The organism is Streptomyces himalayensis subsp. himalayensis (genome assembly GCF_013778455.1).
GTDB lineage: Bacteria > Actinomycetota > Actinomycetes > Streptomycetales > Streptomycetaceae > Streptomyces > Streptomyces himalayensis.
This window is the reverse complement of the sequence record NZ_JACEHE010000014.1, coordinates 180,272-199,959: the sequence shown is the minus strand read 5'-3', so window position 1 is coordinate 199,959 and position 19,688 is coordinate 180,272. Positions and strand designations below refer to the sequence as shown.

Sequence of the window (19,688 nt, the reverse complement as noted above, 5' to 3'; positions counted from 1 at the left end):
CCGTCGAGTATGCCGGACGGGTCCGACAGCCCTTGACCAGAGCCGTACGTCAGTCCTTGTGGACGGTCCCGTCCGGGTCGAGCCCGCGGAACGACAGCACCACGATCAGGATGCCGCCGCACACGATCGCCGAGTCCGCGAGGTTGAACACCGCGAAGCCCTTCGGCGCGATGAAGTCGACGACCGCGCCCTCGAAGACACCCGGCGAACGGAACAGACGGTCGGTGAGGTTGCCGAGCGCCCCGCCGAGCAGCAGGCCGAGCGCGATCGCCCACGGCAGGCTGTAGAGCTTGCGGGCGAGGCGCGCGATCACGACGATCACGGCCGCCGCGATGACCGTGAAGATCACCGTGAAGGCCTCACCGATTCCGAAAGCGGCTCCCGCGTTCCGGACCGCCTCGAACCTGAGCCAGTCCCCGATGATCTCCACCGGCTCGTGGTGCTCCAGCTTCGCGACCACGATCATCTTGCTGACCAGGTCGAGGGCATAGGCGAAGGCGGCCACCGCGATCAGCACGAGCATCTTGCGCTTGCCCCTGGGCCGCTCCTCGGCGGACGACCCGGTGGTCTCCTCGGAACCGCCCTGCCGCTCCGATGCCGCATCGCCGCCGGACTGCTCCGGCGGCACGGCCCCCGCCGCCTCTGGGGTATCCGGCGTACCGATGATGCGCTCCGCCTCTGCCACGTGAGTCCCTCAACCTAGGTGCCTGACTGAGGACGAGAGTACGACACGCGCGTACGGCCCCACGTGCTGAGGAGCCGCTTGGCGGCGCGCGAGAGCACCCAGCGGTACGGCGGCCGAGTGCTCACTGGTGCCGCTCCTGCTTCTGCTTGCACTCCACGCACAGCGTGGCGCGCGGAAACGCCTGCATACGGGCCTTGCCGATGGGGTTGCCGCAGTTCTCACAGAGCCCGTACGTCCCGGTCTCGATGCGCTGCAGGGCGTGCTCGGTCTGGACGAGCATCTCGCGGGCATTGGCGGCGAGCGCCATCTCGTGCTCGCGGGTGATGTTCTTCGCACCGGTGTCCGCCTGGTCGTCGCCCGCGCCGTCCCCAGAATCACGCATCAGGCCGACGAGGGACGCCTCGGACGACTCGAGCTCGTCACGCAGCCGCGTCGCCTCGCTGAGCAGCTCGCCCCGGGCCTCCTCTACCTCCTCCGGGGTCCAGGGGTCCTCCCCCGGCCGTACCGGGAGCTCTCCCGGCTCCACGCCACGCGCCTTGGGCACCGCGGTGGCCTTCGCCGGATCCGTGGCCGTGTGCGGAGTCTTCTTCGCAACCACAGTCGTGACTCCCGTCGTCGTCGCGGCCTGCGCCGCGTCCTCGGCCGCGGACGCGACCGTCTTCTTGGCCGTGCTGTTCGAGGCCGAGGCCTCCGCGGACGTGCCCGTTCCTGCCATACCTTCCGCGGCGGCGCCTTGAGCGACCTCCTGTACGGGCTGTGCGGGCCGTGCGGGCGCGTAGTTGACTGCGGCCTCGCTGACTGCCGCCTCGCTGACTGCGGCCTCCTCGGCCAGCGCCTTCTCGGCATCTATCGCGGCCGGCGACTTCCTGGCCGGTGCCCCTTCGCCCGGCGCGTCTTTGCCGGGAGCCTTCTTCCTGCCCGGTGTCTTCTTGGCAGCCTCCGCGGTGACCGTCTTCCTGGCCGCCGTCTTCGCGGGTACGGAGGTCCTGGCCGCCGCACGCTTGGCCGGGGCCTTGCTGGCGGGCGCCTTCTTGGCCGCGGTCTTTCTGGCCGGGGCCTTCTTGGCCACCGCCTTCGTCGCCGTGGCCTTCTTGGCCGTGGCCTTCTTGGCGGCGGTCTCGGTCGGGCTCTGCGTCACGGACGCCTTCTTGGCGGGCACCCTCTTCTCGGGCTCCTTCACCACGGCCGCCTTCTTCGCAGGGGCCTTTTTTGCGGGAGCCCTCTTTGCCGCGGCCGTCTTTGCGGGAGCCCTCTTTGCCGCGGCCGTCTTTGCGGGTGCCTTCTTCGCGGGTGCCTTCTTCGCGGTGGCCTTCTTCGCGGGTGCCTTCTTTGCGGTGGCCTTCTTCGCGCGTGCGGGTGCCTCTGCGGTCTTCCTCGCGGCGGGTGCCTCCGCAGCCGTCTTCTTGGCCACCGTCTTCTTGGCCACCGTCTTCTTCGCCGCCGTCTTCTTCGCAGACGCCCCCGCAGCGGCCGTCTTCTTGGCCACCGTCTGCTTCGCCGCCGTCTTCTTCGCAGACGCCCCCGCAGCGGCCGTCTTCTTGGCCACCGTCTGCTTCGCCGACGCCCCCGCAGCGGCCGTCTTCTTCGCCGCCGCCTTCTTCCCCACCGCCTTTTTCGCGGCAGCCTTCTTCGCCGGTGCCTTCGCCGCGACCGACTCCTTGCCTGCTTCCTTTCCTGCCGCAGCCTTCTTCGCCGGCGTCTGCGCCACAGTCGCCTTCTTGGCGGACGCCCTCTTCGCGGGACTCTTCCTCGCGGCCGCCTCCTTCACGGCGCCCTTCCCGGCCGCCGCCCTGTCCTCCGGCGCCTCCGCAGCGGCGGTTCCGGCCACCGCCTCCACCGCCTTCGCCGCGGCCGTCTTCCTGGCCGTCGTCGCCGCCGTCGCCCGCTTGGCAGATGTGCTCTTCGCCGGCGCCTTCCGACCCCCGGACTTCCCACCGGACACGGCCGCCTTCCCGGCCGTACTCTTCGCTCCGGGTCCGCTCGGGCTCTGCTTCCGCGGCCCGCCCGCCGTCTCCTCGGCCGCGTCCGTCATCGCAGGCACTTCCCCGGCAGTGGCCCTCCTGGCCGCCGCCGAGGATGCCGTCGCCTTGGCGCCCGTCTTCGTGACGGCTTCCTTCCCGGCCGGCGCCTCCTTGACGTGCGCCTTCTCACCGAGCCCCTGGGCTGTCGCGGCCTCCCGGGCCATGCTCTTCACGCCCATGGAGCCCATGGTCCTCCTGGCGACGTCGACCGCCGCCCGGAAGACCCACAGTCCGGCCGTGCTCTTCTTCCCGCCCGTGTCCTTGGCCGCCGCGCCAGCCATACCAGTCGATCTGACGGACGCCGAGTCCTGTACGGCGGTCTTCTTCGCCACCATGGCCGCGGCCCCTTCACATTTTGTGATCTTGCTCGCGAATCGTGCTGGGACGATAAATCGACTTCCGGCCCGCGGCAACGGGGCACGCCGCCCGATTCGCCCGCCCCGCGGGTCCGCGCGGCAAGCCTGCATGCGTTGTGCCCAGCTCATCGCCAGGTATTCCGCCGAGCAGGCCGAGCCGGGAAACGGTGGTCCGCGGACGGCCGGACATGGCCATTTGGCGCAGAGCGCGCGCAGCCCGGGGCCGACTGGCGCCCACCTGCCGACCCACCTGCCGACCCGCCTTCCGGGGCCCGCCCGCCCCGGGTCCCGGAAAACCGGTCGGCCGCGTCTCGCGGGGCGCCGTACACTATGGGGGTCTCCCCTGCTCTGGGGGCACCTCCCAGCGTTAGCTGGAGGAGCAGTCGAGAGCTTGGGGGAGGAGCGAAAAGCGTGGATGGGGACGAGTAGCGGCGTACGCAGCCATGAGCGACCCGGGGACGGTGCGAGCCCGGGGGCCAGCGCGACGTGAAGATCACCCCGGAGCCGCCGGAAGAACGCCGAAGCCTCGCAGAGACGAGCGGACGCCAGTAGACCCGGCATCGCGACCCCAATGAGGGGGCTCATCGGCGTACGTACACGCGCCGAGGGGCCAAGGAGGGTGGTACCGCGGGAGCGCACAGCGCCTCTCGTCCCTCCGACGGAAGACAGCAGTCCGTTGGAGGAGCTCTTCGATGACGCCGCCCCAGTACCGACAGGTACCCGCCCAGGTAGACCTGCCCGCGCTCGAGCACGCCGTGCTCGACTTCTGGCGCGAGCAGAAGATCTTCGCCAAGAGCCTGGAGCAGTCCGAGGGCCGCCCCGAGTGGGTGTTCTACGAGGGACCGCCCACCGCCAACGGCATGCCGGGCGCCCACCACATCGAGGCCCGGGTCTTCAAGGACGTCTTCCCGCGCTTCCGCACCATGCGCGGCTACCACGTGGCCCGCAAGGCCGGCTGGGACTGCCACGGCCTTCCGGTCGAGCTGGCCGTCGAGAAGGAGCTCGGCTTCAGCGGCAAGCAGGACATCGAGGCGTACGGCATCGCCGAGTTCAACGCCAAGTGCCGCGAGTCCGTGACCCGCCACACCGACGCCTTCACCGAGCTCACCAACCGCATGGGCTACTGGGTCGACCTCGACGACGCGTACTGGACGATGGACCCCGAGTACGTGGAGTCCGTCTGGTGGTCGCTCAAGGAGATCTTCAACAAGGGCCTGCTGGTCCAGGACCACCGCGTCGCCCCCTGGTGCCCGCGCTGCGGCACGGGCCTGTCGGACCACGAGCTGGCCCAGGGCTACGAGACGGTCGTGGACCCGTCCGTCTACGTCCGCTTCCCGCTCACCTCCGGCCCGCTCGCGGGCGAGGCGGCGCTGCTGGTCTGGACGACCACGCCCTGGACGCTGGTCTCGAACACCGCGGTCGCCGCGCACCCCGAGGTGACGTACGTCGTCGCGACGAACGGCGAGGAGAAGCTGGTCGTCGCCGAGCCGCTCGTCGCGAAGTCCCTGGGCGAGGGCTGGGAGGTGACGGGCCAGACCTTCACCGGCGCCGAGATGGAGCGCTGGACATACCAGCGACCCTTCGAGCTCGTCGAGTTCCCGGCCCCGGCCCACTTCGTGGTCAACGCCGAGTACGTGACGACCGAGGACGGTACGGGTCTGGTCCACCAGTCCCCGGCCTTCGGTGAAGACGACCTCAAGGTCTGCCGGGCGTACGGCCTGCCGGTCGTGAACCCGGTCCGCCCGGACGGCACCTTCGAGGAGGACGTGCCGCTCGTCGGCGGCGTCTTCTTCAAGAAGGCCGACGAGGCCCTGACCAAGGACCTGCAGGACCGCGGCCTGCTGCTCAAGCACCTCCCGTACGAGCACAGCTACCCGCACTGCTGGCGCTGCCACACGGCGCTTCTCTACTACGCGCAGCCGTCCTGGTACATCCGCACGACGGCCGTCAAGGACCGCCTGCTCGCCGAGAACGAGAAGACCAACTGGTACCCGGACTCCGTCAAGCACGGCCGCTACGGCGACTGGCTGAACAACAACATCGACTGGGCGCTGTCGCGCAACCGCTACTGGGGCACTCCGCTGCCGATCTGGCGCTGCGCGGAAGGCCACCTCACCTGCGTCGGCTCGCGCACGGAGCTCACGGAGCTGACCGGCACCGACCAGTCGGGCCTCGACCCCCACCGGCCGTACATCGACGAGGTCACGTTCCCCTGCCCGGAGGACGGCTGCGGCCTGACGGCGACGCGCGTCCCGGAGGTCATCGACGCCTGGTACGACTCGGGCTCGATGCCGTTCGCGCAGTGGGGCTACCCGTACAAGAACAAGGAGCTCTTCGAGAGCCGCTACCCCGCGCAGTTCATCTCGGAGGCCATCGACCAGACGCGCGGGTGGTTCTACACCCTCATGGCGGTCGGCACGCTGGTCTTCGACAAGTCGTCGTACGAGAACGTGGTGTGCCTCGGCCACATCCTCGCCGAGGACGGCCGCAAGATGTCCAAGCACCTGGGCAACATCCTGCAGCCGATCCCGCTGATGGACCAGCACGGCGCGGACGCGGTCCGCTGGTTCATGGCGGCGGGCGGCTCCCCGTGGGCGGCGCGCCGCGTCGGCCACGGCACGATCCAGGAGGTGGTGAGGAAAACCCTCCTCACGTACTGGAACACGGTCGCCTTCCAGGCGCTCTACGCCCGTACGTCGAACTGGACGCCGTCCGCCTCCGACCCGGCCCCGGCCGACCGCCCGCTCCTGGACCGCTGGCTGCTGTCCGAGCTGCACGCGCTCACCGACCAGGTCACGCAGTCCCTGGAGGCATACGACACCCAGCGCGCCGGCAAGCTCCTGTCGGCGTTCGTCGACGACCTGTCGAACTGGTACGTACGCCGGTCCCGGCGTCGCTTCTGGCAGGGCGACGCGGCGGCGCTGCGCACCCTGCACGAGGTCGTCGAGACGGTCACGCGACTGACGGCCCCGCTCACTCCGTTCATCACCGAGCGGGTGTGGCAGGACCTGGTCGTGCCGGTGACGCCTGGCGCGCCCGAGTCGGTGCACCTCTCCTCCTGGCCGGAGGCGGACCTGTCCGCGATCGACCCGGAGCTGTCGAAGCAGATGGTGCTGGTGCGACGCTTGGTGGAGCTGGGCCGGGCGACGCGCGCCGAGTCGGGCGTGAAGACCCGTCAGCCGCTGTCCCGCGCGCTGGTCGCGGCCGCGGGCTTCGAGTCCCTCTCCCCCGAGCTCCACACCCAGATCACCGAGGAGCTCAACGTCTCCGCGCTGGCCTCTCTTTCGGAGGTCGGGGGCTCGCTGGTGGACACGACCTCCAAGGCCAACTTCCGTGCGCTGGGCAAGCGTTTCGGCAAGGGCGTCCAGGCGGTCGCCAAGGCCATCGCGAACGCCGACGCGGCCGCGCTGTCCCTCGCTCTGCGTGAGGGCACGGCATCGGTCGAGGTCGACGGCGAGACCGTGACGCTGGCTCCGGACGAGGTGATCATCACCGAGACTCCGCGCGAGGGCTGGTCGGTCGCCTCGGACGCGGGTGCCACGGTCGCGCTGGACCTGGAGATCACGGAGGAGCTGCGCCGGGCGGGCCTCGCCCGTGACGCGATCCGCCTGATCCAGGAGGCCCGCAAGAACAGCGGCCTGGACGTCGCGGACCGTATCGCCCTGCGCTGGACGGCGACGGACCCGGCGGCCGTCACCGCCCTGTCCGAGCACGCGTCGCTCATCGCGGACGAGGTCCTCGCGACGGACTTCGCCCAGGGCGAGCCGGACGCCACGTACGGCGAGCCGTTCACGGACGAGTCGCTTACCCTGACGTTCCGCCTCCGCAAGGCGTAGGCCGCACGCCCCGACGGGCGACCGAAGGGCCCGGTACCCAAAGAATCTTGGGCGCCGGGCCCTTCGGCGTTTTGTACCGTCGCACACCTGCTTGTACCTGTCGCGCAGCTGCGCTGTAGCCGCTGTGACCGCTGTAACCGCTGTAACCGCTGTGGGTACGGCGGGGACCGCCCCCACGCCAGTGGAAACCCGGCGGCAGAAGCGCACACCAAAGGGCCGGGCCCCCGGATTCTCCGGGGGCCCGGCCCTTTGAAGCGTTGCCGACGCCTATGCCCTGCTCACGCCGCCGTCAGTTGTCGTCCTCATCGATGAGGAACCCACGCATCGGCGAGGGAGCCTGCTGCATCGGCGAAGGCCCCTGCGGCCGCACCGGCGCCATCGGCTGCGTCATCGCGGGCGACATCTGCTGCTGACCGCCGTAGGAGGGGCCGGCCGGCGACGGGTTGCCACCCATCGTCTGATTGCCGCCGTACGACGGGGCGCTCGCGCCGGCCGGTGCCATGGAGGGCGCCGGGGACGGCGGCAGAGAGGCCGTCGCCGGGGTCCGCGGCGGAGCCAGCGAGTCGTCGGCCTGGGTCTCCAGCTGACGCAGCTGCGACTCCAGGTAGGACTTCAGACGCGTGCGGTACTCCCGCTCGAAGCCGCGCAGGTCCTCGACCTTGCGCTCCAGCGTCGCGCGCGCGGACTCGAGGGAGCCCATCGCCACGCGGTGCTTCTCCTGGGCGTCCCGCTCAAGCGCGTCCGCCTTGGCGCGCGCGTCGCGCTCGAGGCCCTCGGCGCGGCTGCGCGCCTCGCCGACGATCTTGTTGGCCTCGGAACGGGCCTCCGCGATCGCCTGGTCGGCGGTCTGCTGCGCAAGGGACAGCACGCGAGCGGCGCTGTCACCGCCGGGGCCCTGACCGGGCTGCGGCAGCTGCGGCCCATGGCCGCCCATGGGGCCGCCCATCGGGCCGCCCATCTGCCCCTGCATCGGACCCTGGCCCATCGGGCCGGGACCACCCGGGCCGGGGCCGTGGCCACCGGGACCTGCGGGCAGCTGCGGTGCGCCACTGGGCAGCTGGGGCGGGCCGCCCATCTGGTGCTGCTGATGCTGCGGGTGCTGCTGCTGCGGCGGCACCGGCGGTCCAGATATGGCAGCGGGTACCGGAGCGCCGGGACGATCCTGCTGCTCGGGCGGCTTCCGCATGGCCTGCTGCTGGTTCTGGGCAGCGGCCCGCGTCGCGGCGGCCAGTTTGGCGCGCAGGTCCTCGTTCTCCCGGAGCAGGCGGGTCAGCTCGGCTTCGACCTCGTCGAGGAAGGCATCGACCTCGTCCTCGTCATAGCCTTCTCGGAGGCGGACGGTCGTGAACTGCTTGTTCCGCACGTCCTCGGGGGTCAACGGCATCTCTTCACCTCAACGTAGTCGTCGGCATTCGGCAAGACCGTATCGTTCACAGCCGGCTCACGATGGAGATCAGGATGTAGACGATGATCATCAGGACGAAGAAGGACAGGTCGAGCGCCACGCCCCCGAGACGCAGCGGCGGAATGAACCGCCGCAGAAGCTTCAGCGGTGGATCGGTGACAGTGTAGGTGGCCTCCAGAACGACCACCATCGCCTTGCCGGGTTGCCACGAGCGGGCGAACTGGAAGACGTAGTCCATGACCAACCGGAAAATGAGCACGATGAGGAAACACATCAGCGCGATGTAGAGAACGTCCAAGACCACGCTCATGACCGTGCTTCCCTCTCCCCTGTTTCGTGCCTCGTGTCGGCCTGCGTCTCAGCTCTGGTTGAAGAACCCGCCCTCTGCGATGCGGGCCTTGTCCTCCGCCGTGACATCGACGTTAGCAGGCGACAACAGGAACACCTTCTGCGTCACGCGCTCGATACTGCCATGAAGACCGAAGACCAGACCCGCGGCAAAGTCGACAAGTCGCTTCGCATCCGTGTCGTCCATCTCTGTCAGATTCATGATCACCGGGGTGCCCTCACGGAAGTGTTCCCCGATGGTACGGGCCTCGTTGTAGGTCCGCGGGTGCAGTGTGGTGATGCGGTAGGGCTCCCTCTCGGACACAACCTTGGGCATGATCACCGGCGCGTTCTTCTCCAGGCTCTGACGTTCAGGTGTGATGGATGACACGGGGGCAATTCGTGCCGGACGCGCCGCTTCTGCCGGAATCGCGACCGGTTCCCGTTGTGCCGGAGGTTGTACTACTCGTACCGATTCTTCCCTTTGGGGCTGGTGCGACTGGTGCGGCGGCTCATGCCGCCGACGGTCGCGCTCGGGCTCCGGGTCCAGTTCGGGCTCGAAGTCGTCGTCAGGGTCGAAGCCCCGGCCGTCGTACCCATCGTCCTCCACGAGGCCGAGGTAGACCGCCATCTTGCGCATCGCGCCGGCCATGCTCTGAATCCTCCGCTCTGTGGTGGATCGGCGTGGTGGATCGGCTGACGCCAACCAAGTGCCCGCGATCCACAAGTCCGCCCCGCTATCGGCGGGAATGACCATATTTTCTGCTGTGGTCCGACTTCTTGGCGACGTTACCCGAGCCTGGGTCGGACTCCGAGTACCGCCGTACCGACGCGCACATGTGTCGCCCCGGCCGCCACGGCCTGTTCGAGGTCCGCACTCATCCCTGCTGACACCATGTTCGCAGCCGGATGACTCCGGCGCACGAGGGTTGCCAATTCCATCAGCCGGTCGAACGCAGCGCGTTGGCGGCCCGCGTACGGTCCGGTGAGCGGCGCGACCGTCATCAGTCCCTCGAGCCGGAGCCCGGGCGCGCCCGCAACGAGGTCGGCCAACTCTTCGATTCCGCCCGGCCCCACGCCGCCCCGCGCCCCCCGGCCGCTCTCGTCCGCGTCGAGCGCGACCTGGATGAGACAGCCGACTTCACGCTGGGCCCGGGCGGCCTCCTTCGAGAGCGCCGTGACAAGCCGGGAACGGTCGACGGACTGCACCACATCGGCATAACCGACCACAGAACGGACCTTGTTGGTCTGCAACTGGCCGACAAAGTGCCATGCAAGAGGCAGATCCGAGCATGCGGCGGCCTTCGGGGCGGCGTCCTGGTCGCGGTTCTCGGCCACGTGCCGCACACCGAGTTCCGACAGGATCCGCACGTCGCTCGCCGGATAGGTCTTGGTGACCACGATCAGGGTCACTTCTTCGCGTTTGCGGCCCGCCGCCGCGCACGCCGCGTCGATACGCGCCTCGACTTTCGCCAGATTCGCGGCGAGTTGAGCCTTACGGTCCGTCATGCCCATCAGTCCAGCCAGACATAGCCCGCGAGCCGCCCGGTGGTGCGGTCGCGGCGGTACGAGAAGTGGTCGCCCGACTCGAGCGTGCACACCGGCGCCTGCTCCAGGTCGCGCACCCCGAGCCGCTCGAGCTGTGCATGCACACCGGCGGTCACGTCGACCGCGGGGGTGCCCCAACTCGTCTCGGAGTACGCCACCGGTTCGACGGCGGCGACTTCGGTCCGCATCACGTCGGGCACTTCGTAGCAGCGCCCGCAGACCGCGGGGCCGGTACGGGCGGTGATGCGGTCCGGCTCGGCGCCCAGCTTCACCATCGCCTCGACGGCGGCGGGGACCACCCCGGCCACCATGCCCGGCCGTCCGGCGTGGGCGGCGGCCGCGATTCCGGCGACCGGGTCAGCCAGCAGGACCGGGACGCAGTCCGCGGTGAGTACGGCGAGTGCGAGGCCGCGCCGGACGGTGACGATCGCGTCGACCGACGGCAGCGGGGACGTGTCCCATGGCCCGTCGACCACGGCGACGTCGGCCCCGTGCACCTGGTTCATCCACACCACACCAGCAGGATCGAGCCCGAGCGACTTGGCCGCCAGTTCGCGGTTGGTGCGTACGGCGTCGGGGTCGTCGCCGACCGCACCGCCGAGATTGAGCTCCTCGTACGGAGCGGCGCTCACCCCGCCCCACCTGTCGGTGAAGGCGAAGTGGGCGCCGCCCACGATGTCGTGCTGTCCTATCACTTCAGCGTGTCCGGTCCGTCACTTCAGGAAGTCCGGTACGTCCAGTTCCTCGGCCGCGCTGTCCGAGTACGTCCGGGACGGCGGCACCGGCGGCGGCAGCTCGCTCGCCGCGACCGGCTCGGGCTCGGCGGAGGCGTTGTCCTCGCGCGGGGTGACGCTGCCGAGGCCGCCGAAGGCCGGGCGGGTCTCGGAGGGGCGGGCCGGCGTGGGCTCCTCGCGCTTGGCGGAGGACGCGCCGAGGACGTTGTCCCGCTTGGCCGGGGGCTGCCCGCCGTCGAAGCCGGCGGCGATCACGGTCACCCGGACCTCGTCGCCGAGTGCGTCGTCGATGACCGCACCGAAGATGATGTTGGCCTCGGGGTGGGCGGCCTCGCTCACCAGCTGGGCGGCCTCGTTGATCTCGAAGAGACCGAGATCCGAGCCGCCGGAGATCGAGAGCAGCACTCCGCGGGCGCCGTCGATGGACGCCTCGAGCAGCGGCGAGGAGATGGCCATCTCGGCCGCGGCCACCGCGCGGTCGTCGCCGCGGGCCGAGCCGATGCCCATGAGTGCCGAACCCGCCTCGGACATCACGGACTTGACATCGGCGAAGTCGAGGTTGATCAGGCCGGGCGTGGTGATGAGGTCCGTGATGCCCTGGACACCGGAGAGCAGCACCTGGTCGGCGGACTTGAACGCGTCCAGCACGCTGACCTGGCGGTCCGAGATGGACAGCAGCCGGTCGTTGGGGATGACGATGAGGGTGTCGACCTCTTCGCGGAGCTCGGCGATGCCGTCCTCGGCCTGGTTGGCGCGGCGGCGGCCCTCGAAGGTGAACGGGCGCGTGACGACGCCGATGGTGAGTGCTCCGAGGGAGCGCGCGATGTTGGCCACGACGGGTGCGCCGCCGGTGCCGGTGCCGCCACCTTCGCCGGCGGTGACGAAGACCATGTCGGCCCCCTTGAGGACCTCCTCGATCTCCTCGCGGTGGTCCTCTGCGGCCTTGCGGCCGACGGCCGGGTTGGCTCCGGCGCCGAGTCCGCGCGTGAGTTCGCGGCCGACGTCGAGCTTGACGTCGGCGTCGCTCATCAACAGCGCCTGCGCGTCGGTGTTGATGGCGATGAACTCGACACCCTTGAGACCGACCTCGATCATCCGGTTGATGGCATTGACACCACCGCCGCCGACACCGATGACTTTGATGACTGCGAGGTAGTTCTGCGGTGCTGCCACGTCGAAGGCCTCTCGCCTCGAGTTACGTGTCGCCGCCTCGCGAGTGCTGCGATCCGACGACTGATGCCGAATGGGACGGTCCGAACGCCGACCCGAACCCTAAGCCTGAAGTTTAGGGTTACCCGTGTGCCTGTTGCTGGTTTTCGTTTGACCCTTACGAACAGGACACTAAGTCGACAAGTGGCGCACGTTCAACGAACACGCCGAACCTCCCGTTTTTCTTTTCACCCTATGTGATCACCCATAGCGATGAACAACCAGGGTGCTGGCCTGCGACGACGTCCGTCAACTCCCTGACAAGGAAGGGGCGGTGGGAACGCTGACGTCGAAGTGCCGGGCCCCCGGGGCTGCTTTCATCAGGGCGGAGAGTGTGGCAGCCTTCGCGCGCCCCCGCTCACTGCTCCCCCAGGCGACGGTGCGATCGCCTGTCAACTCCAGCGAGATGGAGTCATACGTACGGACCTTGACGATCCGGGTGATGCGGGCCACCGCGGCCGGGACGTCGCCGGCGACCCGTACCGCCTCCCGCACGAGACGCTCCGCTCCGAAGCGCTGTCTGCTCGCCGACTGATCCGCCGTCAATTCCAGCATCGGGATGCCCTTGGGGGCGTTGCCGACGGTAGCGAATCGGACCCCTTCGGCGTCCACTTCGATGAACTTTTCGTCCTTTTTGATAAGGAGTACCGGCTTGCGTTCGGTCACTTTGAGTGCGATTCCATGCGGCCAGGAACGGACGACATCAACCGAGTCAATTCGGGGCAATTTCCGGCGCAACCGATCCTCAATCGCATCGGTGTCGACTGAAATCAACGGCGAGCCGACCGGAACAGCGGCTGCTTCGCGCACCGCTCCGGGCGTCAGGACCTGCGTGCCCGAGGTGGTGACCTTCTCGACGCGCAGCCACTGCGAGCCGTAGAGCACCCAGACGGCTCCCGCACCGAGCAGGGCGACGACGACGATCAGCAGGATCAGGACACGGAGACGTCGCACCCGGAGCCGCGGCCTGCCGCCGGGCCCCGGTGGCAGGGGCGGGCCGGACGCCGGCGGCTGCCATTCACCATGCTCGGCGGTAGTCGCTCCGGCCACGCTCCCCTGCCTTCTGTCACATGCGCGCAGTGCCCTAGCGGCGCGAGGCGATCGCCTCGTACACCATGCCGACCAGCAACTCGTCGGCGTCCCGGCGGCCGAACTCGGCGGCGGCGCGGGACATCTCGTACAGCCGGTGCGGGTCCGCCAGCACCGGCAGGACGTTGCCCTGCACCCACTCGGGCGTGAGCTCGGCGTCGTCGACGAGGAGCCCGCCGCCCGCCTTGACCACCGGCTGGGCGTTGAGCCGCTGCTCTCCGTTGCCGATGGGCAGCGGGACGTATGCGGCCGGAAGCCCGACGGCGGACAGCTCGGCGACGGTCATCGCGCCCGCGCGGCAGAGCATCATGTCCGCCGCGGCGTACGCGAGGTCCATCCGGTCCACGTACGGTACCGGGATGTAGGGCGGCATTCCCGGCATGTTGTCCACATGCGGCAGTTCGTTCTTGGGGCCGACCACGTGCAGCACCTGGATGCCGGACTGCTGGAGGAACGGGGCGACGCGCTGCACGACCTCGTTGAGGCGGCGGGCGCCCTGCGAGCCGCCGGAGACGAGCAGCGTCGGCAGGTTGGGGTCGAGCCCGAAGGCGGCGCGGGCCGCTGGACGCACGGCGGCGCGGTCCAGCGTGGCGATGGAGCGCCGCAGCGGGATGCCGACATACCTGGCATTGCGCAGCTTGCTGTCCGGCGTGGAGACGGCGACCTGGGCCGCGTACCGCGAGCCGATCTTGTTGGCGAGGCCAGGGCGGGCGTTGGCCTCGTGCACCACGATCGGCACCCCGAGCCGCTTGGCCGCCAGATAGCCGGGCAGCGCCACATAGCCGCCGAAGCCGACGATCGCGTCCGCCTTGGTGCGCTCCAGGATCTGCTCCGCCGCCTTGATCGTGCCGCGCAGCCGGCCCGGGACAGTGATCAGCTCGGGCGTGGGCTTACGGGGCAGCGGGACGGCGGGGATCAGCGCGAGTTCGTAACCCCGCTCCGGTACGAGACGGGTCTCGAGTCCGCGCTCCGTGCCGAGGGCCGTGATCCCCACGGTCGGGTCCTGCCTGCGCAGGGCGTCCGCGAGGGCGAGCGCGGGCTCGATGTGGCCGGCGGTCCCCCCACCGGCGAGTACGACATGCACCGAAATTCACCGCTCTCCGGACGTACGCGCCGTGGCGCGCCGTCGCATCGTGTTCCATCTCCGAGGCCCCCGAACACTCTCGGAGCCTCTCACCGCAGCCCGCTTTCTACCAAAGACAGGTTGCCGCATCGCAAGCGCCGCCCGTGCGGCGGGTTCCTCGCGTGCGAACGCGATCAGCAGCCCGATGGCGAACATGGTCGGCAGCAGGGCGGACCCACCGTAGGAGAACAGCGGGAGCGGGACTCCGGCGATCGGCAGCAGGCCGAGCACCGCACCGACGTTGACCACGGCCTGGGCCGTGATCCAGGTGGTCACGCCTCCCGCGGCATACCTCACGAAGGGGTCCTCCGTGCGTCCGGCCACGCGGATACCCGCATAGCCTAGAGCCGCGAAGAGTGCGAGAACCGACAGCGTCCCCGCGAGGCCGAGCTCCTCCCCGGTGACGGCGAAGATGAAGTCCGTGTGCGCTTCGGGCAGTTGACCCCATTTTTCCACACTGGCACCGAGGCCGGAACCGAAGAGTCCGCCGGAGGCCAGGGCATAGATGCCGTGGACGGCCTGCCAGCACATGTCGTTGGGGCCGGGCTCGGTGGCGCCGATGCACGAGAGCCGGGCCATGCGGTTGGGGTTGGTCTTGATGAGGATCGCGCCGATCAGGGCGGCCCCGGAGAGCACGCCGGCGAAGAGCCGGGTGGGAGCCCCCACGAGCCAGAGCAGTCCGAAGAGGATCGCGGCGAGGATGATGGCCGTGCCCATGTCGCCGCCGAGCATGATCAGCCCGAGCAGCATGAACGTCACCGGAACCAGCGGCACCAGCATGTGCTTCCACTGGCTCAGCAGCCGTTTGTCCTGTTTGCGGGCCAGCAGATCGGCCCCCCACAGCACCAGGGCCAGCTTGCCGAACTCGCTGGGCTGGAGCTGGAAGGGGCCGCCAAGCGAGATCCAGTTCTGGTTGCCGTTGACCGCCATCCCTATCCCCGGAATCTGCACGAGGACCATCAGGAAGACAGAGCCGGCGAGCATCGGATACGCCAGCGCACGGTGCAGCTTGACGGGCATCCGCGCGGCGATGAGCAGCAGCAGCGCACCGATCACGGCGGCCACGAACTGCTTCCGGAAGAAGTACGAGGCGGGCAGCGACAACTGCAGCGCCTTGATCATGGACGCCGAGTACACCATCACAAGGCCGAGCACGGTGATCAGCAGACTGCTGCCGAGGATCACGTAGTACGCGGTGAGCGGCCGGTCCCAGGCACGGCGGACTTGGGTGTGGAGCCGCCGGAGGGGGTTGTCGCGCGGGGGACGGAGAGGGGTGGGGCGTACGGGGGGCCGCTTGGCAGGAGTACGACTGGAGCTAGCAGGCATCAACAGCACCCCCGCCACCGCTGTGGGAGATCGTCCCGCTGGGGGTCCCCCCGGGCCCTTCAGGCGCTGGGGGAAATGGGGGTACCTCCCATGCCCTTAGGGCAATGGGGGACGGCTGGCACAGCGGACGACCACCGGCGGACACCCGCCGACGAAACCTCAGCCACGACGCTGCCAACGCGTCCCTCCCATGGGTTCCGGCGCGCCCGCGGCGAACGCGGACCCAACCCCGCTCAGGGCGCCTCCGGCGCCATGGCGCGAACCGCCTCCGCGAACGCCTCACCGCGCTTGTTGTAGTTGGTGAACATGTCCATCGACGCACAGGCGGGAGCCAGGAGCACCGTGTCCCCGGCCTGCGCCAACTTCGTCGCCTCCCGGACCGCCACCGGCATCGCCCCAGTGTCGGTCCGGTCGAGCTCGACGACCGGCACTTCGGGCGCGTGTCGCGCAAGCGCGTCCCGGATCAGCGCGCGGTCCGCGCCGAACAGCACGGCGCCGCGCAGCCGCTGCGCCGACCCAGCGACCAACTCGTCGAAGGTAGCACCCTTCGCGAGCCCGCCCGCGAGCCACACGATCGAGTCGTAGGCCGCCAACGAGGCTTGCGCTGCATGAGTGTTGGTGGCCTTGGAGTCGTCGACGTACACAACACCGGCCACGTCCGCGACGTGCGCGATGCGGTGCGCGTCCGGGCGAAGGACCGCAGCCCGTCGCGTACGGCGGACGCGGACACACCGAAGGCGCGTGCGAGGGCCGCCGCGGCCAGCGCGTTGGCGATGTTGTGCGGCGCGGGCTGATTTACATCTGATACTTCCGCGAGCTCCTGCGCCTGCTTGTGACGGTTCTCGACGAAGGCACGAATGCCCTCCACAACGCCGAGTTGGGACGGCCCGGGGGCGCCGAGCGTGAAGCCGATCGCGCGGCAGCCCTCCTCGACGTCGGCCTCGCGCACCAGGTCCTCGGTGGCCTTGTCCGCCGTGTTGTAGACACAGGCGGCGCTAGTCGAGGTGGTCCGGCGCGAGGTTCCACCGCTGCGGAGTGGACACGCAGGCCCGGCGCCCAGTGCAGCTGGTAGCTGGACAGCTCGACGGCGAAGATGTCGTACGCGTCTCCCTCCCGTCGCCCACCAGCGCCCTCAATCGAACGCGCTTCGCGCGCAGCCCTGTCTCCGAGCACCACGTCGATGATCGGCGTGCCGATGTTGCCCACGGCGGCCGTGCGCAGCCCCGCGGCGCGCAGGATCGACGCGAGCATCTGCGTGGTCGTGGTCTTGCCATTCGTACCGGTGACCGCGGGCCAGGGCGCGGCGTCCGGGCCGCGCAGCCGCCAGGCGATCTCGACGTCGCCGACGACGTCCACGCCCGCTTCGGTGGCCGCCTTGAACAGCGGCGACGACGGCTTCCAGCCGGGCGAGGCGACGACGAGGTCGGTGCCGTCGGGCAGCGTGTCCGCGTCCCCGAGCCGCACGGTGACGCCGAGCTCGGCGAGGTCGGCCGCACGGGCGCGCAGCACCTCGCCGCCGTCGACCACGGTCACGGTCGCGCCGAGACCGGCCAGGGCGCGGGCGGCACTGCTGCCGCTCACGCCGAGACCGGCGAGGTGGTGACGATGCAGTCGACGTGCGGCGGTCAGGTCCGCGTCGAGCCCGGCCGAACGCTGAGGACGCACAGTTCACTGCGGGTACCTGTAGGGCCTGCGCAGTCATGCCGTGCTTGACGGGGTGCATAGCGGGTCGCCGTTGTCCGCGGTGGCCAGGGCGGCGCACCGCCGGGTGCGGATGAAGGTGCCGTCCAGCAGCAGGCGGCGCTCGTCCCCGGCGTCGGCCAGGGGCGGCGCGAACCGCGCCACCGCCTCCAGTCCCTCATTGACGTACCGGCAAGCGGTCTCGGCGCCGATCCAGAATCCTCGCCGACCTGGGCGAATGTGTCGTCATTGGCGATGTAGACGTGCAGCACCATGGCCTCGCCCCAGCTCGTCAGAGGGCGCCAGCAGCCGCCGACCTGATCTCTTGAGGCGGCAATCGGGTTTTCCAGCTCAGGAGACCAGGTCCGACGGCACGTCGCGGTTGGCACGACTGATGATCACGAAGCTACTTGTGTTATCTGGCGTTGGCACTCCCGGTGAGGAGCTTCACTGCGTCACGGCCCCGGGGCGACCAACCGTGCCCCGTTCACGCGCAGCCATCGCGATCAGACTCGCTCACTCAACGGAGGAGCAGTCAGCCGGGTCCGTATTGTTGTTGCGCCACTGAGCGTAGTCCGTGCTCCCCGACACGACTACGCTGTGGTCGTTTTCGTCTACGAGCCGGACGCGGAATTTGATGCAGTTGCCCTCCGCGAGGTCGTAAGGAACACCCCAGCTCCCCTCCGCCGACGAATTTGAACCGTCGTAATCCCCATCGGTGTAGAGATCATACCGAAAATCGTCGGGGTCCTTCGTCTCGTCCCAGACCGTAACGTGTACGTCCTTGCCGTCATTCTGGCTGTCGTGCGCTATGACGATGTCGCCGTACGGGTCAAAGTAGACATAGCCACCTGGGTCACCGTCATTCGTCCACATCGTCCTGTTTGCGGCTGAGGCAGGGGTTGCGGTGACCAGAAGGAACACCCCAACGGTGGCGGAAGTCACCGCCGCTGCACGCAATTTCCGAGTGAAAAGCAAGGATAATCTCCTAGATTCCTGGACATGGGAGCGCATCCCATGTGATGCAGGATCATTCTCCCGTGTAGCCGTTGGGTCAATCATCGCGACTCCCCTTTAGGAGGATTCGCAACAGTTGATCAGCGCGCCGTTATTTGATCGTTACATAAAGCTCGGCCTGAGGAGTAACGACAGGACGGCATCGTAAAAGTGGAACGAGGGCCGCTTCCTTCCTCCAGTGCCGAAGGATGGTCTGGAGTAACGCCGCGCCGCACTGCTTGATGTCGACTCGGTGACCCAGCTGGGGCGCTGGCGTCACAACTACCTGCGGACCATGCGGCTTACAGCTACGCGGTAAGAGTCCTCACCCTCCTTTACCTGGAGCCGCAACAGATGCGGTGGCCTCGACTCACCTCGACGAACTTGACACTCCGCAGTCTGCCCGCAGCCGAGGCGGCCTGCATAACACCCCGACCACAGTCCCGCCCGATCCGTCCTACGCCGCCCGACCGATTGCCTCGTGCACCATGCCGGCAAGCAGATCGTCCGTATCACGCCGTCCGAACTCCGCGGCGGCGCGGGACATGTCGTGCAGCCGCTGCTGGTTGGTGAGCACCGGGAGCACGTTTCTCGCGCACCCAGTCCGGGTTGAGCTCCGCGTCGTCCACCAGCAGGCCGCCCCCGGCGTTGACCACAGGCTTGGCGCTGAGCCGCTGTTCGCCGTTGCCGATGGGCAGCGGGACATGCTCGGCCCCAGCCCGACGGCGGACAGTTCGGCGGCGGTCATCGCGCCCGCGCGGCAGAGCATCATGTCGGCCGCGGCGTAGGCGAGATCCATCCGGTCCACATACGGTACCCGGGTGATAGACTGGCATCCCCCGCATGTTGCCCACATGCGGCAGTTCGTTCTTGGGGCCGACCACATGCAGGATCTGCACGCCGGAGCGCTGCAGATACGGGGCCACGCATTCCACGACCTCGTTCAGCCGCCGGGCGCCCTGCGAGCCGCACCGATGCCGAGGCCGCGAACAGCGCGACCACCGACAGCGTCCCCGCGAGGCCGAGTTCCTCCCCGGTGACGGCGAACCTGCACCAGCACCATCAGGAAGACAAGCCCGCCAGGATCGGATAGGCCAGCGCCCGGTACAGCTTCACGGGCATTCGCGCCGCCGCGTACAGCAGCACACCGCCGATCACGGCGGCCACGAACTACTTGCGAAAAGTACGAGGCGGGCACGCGACAGCTGCAACGCCTTGATCATGGACGCCGACTACACCATCACCAGCCCGAGCGCGGTGATGAGCAGACTGCTCCCGGGGATCAGGTTGTAGGCGGTGAGAGGCCTGTCCCAGGCGCGCCGGACGCGCAGGACGAGGCTACGAGGTGGCATC

Annotated in this window: 14 protein-coding genes and 3 pseudogenes; 1 reads left to right on the top strand and 16 read right to left on the bottom strand. The window is 69.2% G+C overall.

Going from position 1 to position 19,688, the window contains the following annotated elements:
• Positions 1-49: 49 nt before the first annotated feature.
• Positions 50-685 (bottom strand): signal peptidase II, encoded by a 636-nt coding sequence (lspA, locus tag H1D24_RS23185; protein ID WP_181659579.1) that lies wholly within the window; start codon positions 683-685, stop codon positions 50-52.
• A gap of 121 nt (positions 686-806) precedes the next feature.
• A complete protein-coding gene (locus H1D24_RS23180; RefSeq protein WP_309484414.1) occupies positions 807-3,041 on the bottom strand; it encodes a TraR/DksA family transcriptional regulator in 2,235 nt (744 codons plus the stop codon).
• A 713-nt stretch (positions 3,042-3,754) separates the two neighbouring features.
• Between H1D24_RS23180 and ileS the strand changes: the two genes are divergently transcribed.
• Positions 3,755-6,898 carry an isoleucine--tRNA ligase gene (gene ileS, locus H1D24_RS23175; RefSeq protein WP_181659578.1) on the top strand — a complete coding sequence of 1,048 codons (3,144 nt, stop codon included), beginning with the start codon at positions 3,755-3,757 and terminating at the stop codon, positions 6,896-6,898.
• 289 nt (positions 6,899-7,187) lie between these two features.
• On the opposite strand, the gene H1D24_RS23170 is transcribed toward ileS, so the two are convergent.
• From H1D24_RS23170 to H1D24_RS23105, 14 genes and pseudogenes are all read right to left on the bottom strand, one after another.
• Positions 7,188-8,282 (bottom strand): DivIVA domain-containing protein, encoded by a 1,095-nt coding sequence (locus tag H1D24_RS23170; protein ID WP_181659577.1) that lies wholly within the window; start codon positions 8,280-8,282, stop codon positions 7,188-7,190.
• A 46-nt stretch (positions 8,283-8,328) separates the two neighbouring features.
• Positions 8,329-8,613 (bottom strand): YggT family protein, encoded by a 285-nt coding sequence (locus H1D24_RS23165; RefSeq protein WP_181659576.1) that lies wholly within the window; start codon positions 8,611-8,613, stop codon positions 8,329-8,331.
• A gap of 48 nt (positions 8,614-8,661) precedes the next feature.
• Positions 8,662-9,282, bottom strand: a complete 621-nt coding sequence (locus H1D24_RS23160; protein WP_181659575.1) for a cell division protein SepF — start codon at positions 9,280-9,282, stop codon at positions 8,662-8,664.
• 137 nt (positions 9,283-9,419) lie between these two features.
• Positions 9,420-10,139 carry a YggS family pyridoxal phosphate-dependent enzyme gene (locus H1D24_RS23155; protein ID WP_181659632.1) on the bottom strand — a complete coding sequence of 240 codons (720 nt, stop codon included), beginning with the start codon at positions 10,137-10,139 and terminating at the stop codon, positions 9,420-9,422.
• 5 nt (positions 10,140-10,144) lie between these two features.
• A complete protein-coding gene (gene pgeF, locus H1D24_RS23150) occupies positions 10,145-10,873 on the bottom strand; it encodes a peptidoglycan editing factor PgeF (RefSeq protein ID WP_181659574.1) in 729 nt (242 codons plus the stop codon).
• 18 nt (positions 10,874-10,891) lie between these two features.
• Positions 10,892-12,085, bottom strand: a complete 1,194-nt coding sequence (gene ftsZ, locus H1D24_RS23145; protein ID WP_181659573.1) for a cell division protein FtsZ — start codon at positions 12,083-12,085, stop codon at positions 10,892-10,894.
• 285 nt (positions 12,086-12,370) lie between these two features.
• Positions 12,371-13,171 (bottom strand): cell division protein FtsQ/DivIB, encoded by an 801-nt coding sequence (locus tag H1D24_RS23140; RefSeq protein WP_181659572.1) that lies wholly within the window; start codon positions 13,169-13,171, stop codon positions 12,371-12,373.
• 34 nt (positions 13,172-13,205) lie between these two features.
• Positions 13,206-14,294, bottom strand: a complete 1,089-nt coding sequence (gene murG / locus H1D24_RS23135) for an undecaprenyldiphospho-muramoylpentapeptide beta-N-acetylglucosaminyltransferase (protein WP_181659571.1) — start codon at positions 14,292-14,294, stop codon at positions 13,206-13,208.
• A 6-nt stretch (positions 14,295-14,300) separates the two neighbouring features.
• Positions 14,301-15,659 (bottom strand): putative lipid II flippase FtsW, encoded by a 1,359-nt coding sequence (gene ftsW / locus H1D24_RS23130; protein WP_181659570.1) that lies wholly within the window; start codon positions 15,657-15,659, stop codon positions 14,301-14,303.
• 233 nt (positions 15,660-15,892) lie between these two features.
• A pseudogene (locus H1D24_RS23125) lies at positions 15,893-17,288 on the bottom strand (Mur ligase family protein).
• A 69-nt stretch (positions 17,289-17,357) separates the two neighbouring features.
• On the bottom strand, positions 17,358-17,504 hold the full coding sequence (locus H1D24_RS23120; RefSeq protein WP_181659569.1) for a hypothetical protein: 147 nt from the start codon (positions 17,502-17,504) through the stop codon (positions 17,358-17,360).
• A gap of 351 nt (positions 17,505-17,855) precedes the next feature.
• On the bottom strand, positions 17,856-18,401 hold the full coding sequence (locus H1D24_RS23115) for a hypothetical protein (protein ID WP_181659568.1): 546 nt from the start codon (positions 18,399-18,401) through the stop codon (positions 17,856-17,858).
• A 391-nt stretch (positions 18,402-18,792) separates the two neighbouring features.
• Positions 18,793-19,303 (bottom strand): annotated as a pseudogene (locus tag H1D24_RS23110) (glycosyltransferase); the annotation flags it as partial.
• Between the two features lie 77 nt (positions 19,304-19,380).
• Positions 19,381-19,687: pseudogene (locus H1D24_RS23105) on the bottom strand (FtsW/RodA/SpoVE family cell cycle protein); the annotation flags it as partial.
• Between the last annotated feature and the right edge of the window lies 1 nt (position 19,688).

Bases quoted from the DNA above. Each gene is read 5' to 3' on its own strand.
- H1D24_RS23180 (WP_309484414.1), bottom strand. From the start codon at position 3,041: ATGGTGGCGAAGAAGACCGCCGTACAGGACTCGGCGTCCGTCAGATCG.
- ileS (WP_181659578.1), top strand. From the start codon at position 3,755: ATGACGCCGCCCCAGTACCGACAGGTACCCGCCCAGGTAGACCTGCCC.
- H1D24_RS23170 (WP_181659577.1), bottom strand. From the start codon at position 8,282: ATGCCGTTGACCCCCGAGGACGTGCGGAACAAGCAGTTCACGACCGTC.
- H1D24_RS23165 (WP_181659576.1), bottom strand. From the start codon at position 8,613: ATGAGCGTGGTCTTGGACGTTCTCTACATCGCGCTGATGTGTTTCCTC.
- H1D24_RS23160 (WP_181659575.1), bottom strand. From the start codon at position 9,282: ATGGCCGGCGCGATGCGCAAGATGGCGGTCTACCTCGGCCTCGTGGAG.
- H1D24_RS23155 (WP_181659632.1), bottom strand. From the start codon at position 10,139: ATGACGGACCGTAAGGCTCAACTCGCCGCGAATCTGGCGAAAGTCGAG.
- ftsW (WP_181659570.1), bottom strand. From the start codon at position 15,659: ATGCCTGCTAGCTCCAGTCGTACTCCTGCCAAGCGGCCCCCCGTACGC.
- H1D24_RS23115 (WP_181659568.1), bottom strand. From the start codon at position 18,401: ATGATTGACCCAACGGCTACACGGGAGAATGATCCTGCATCACATGGG.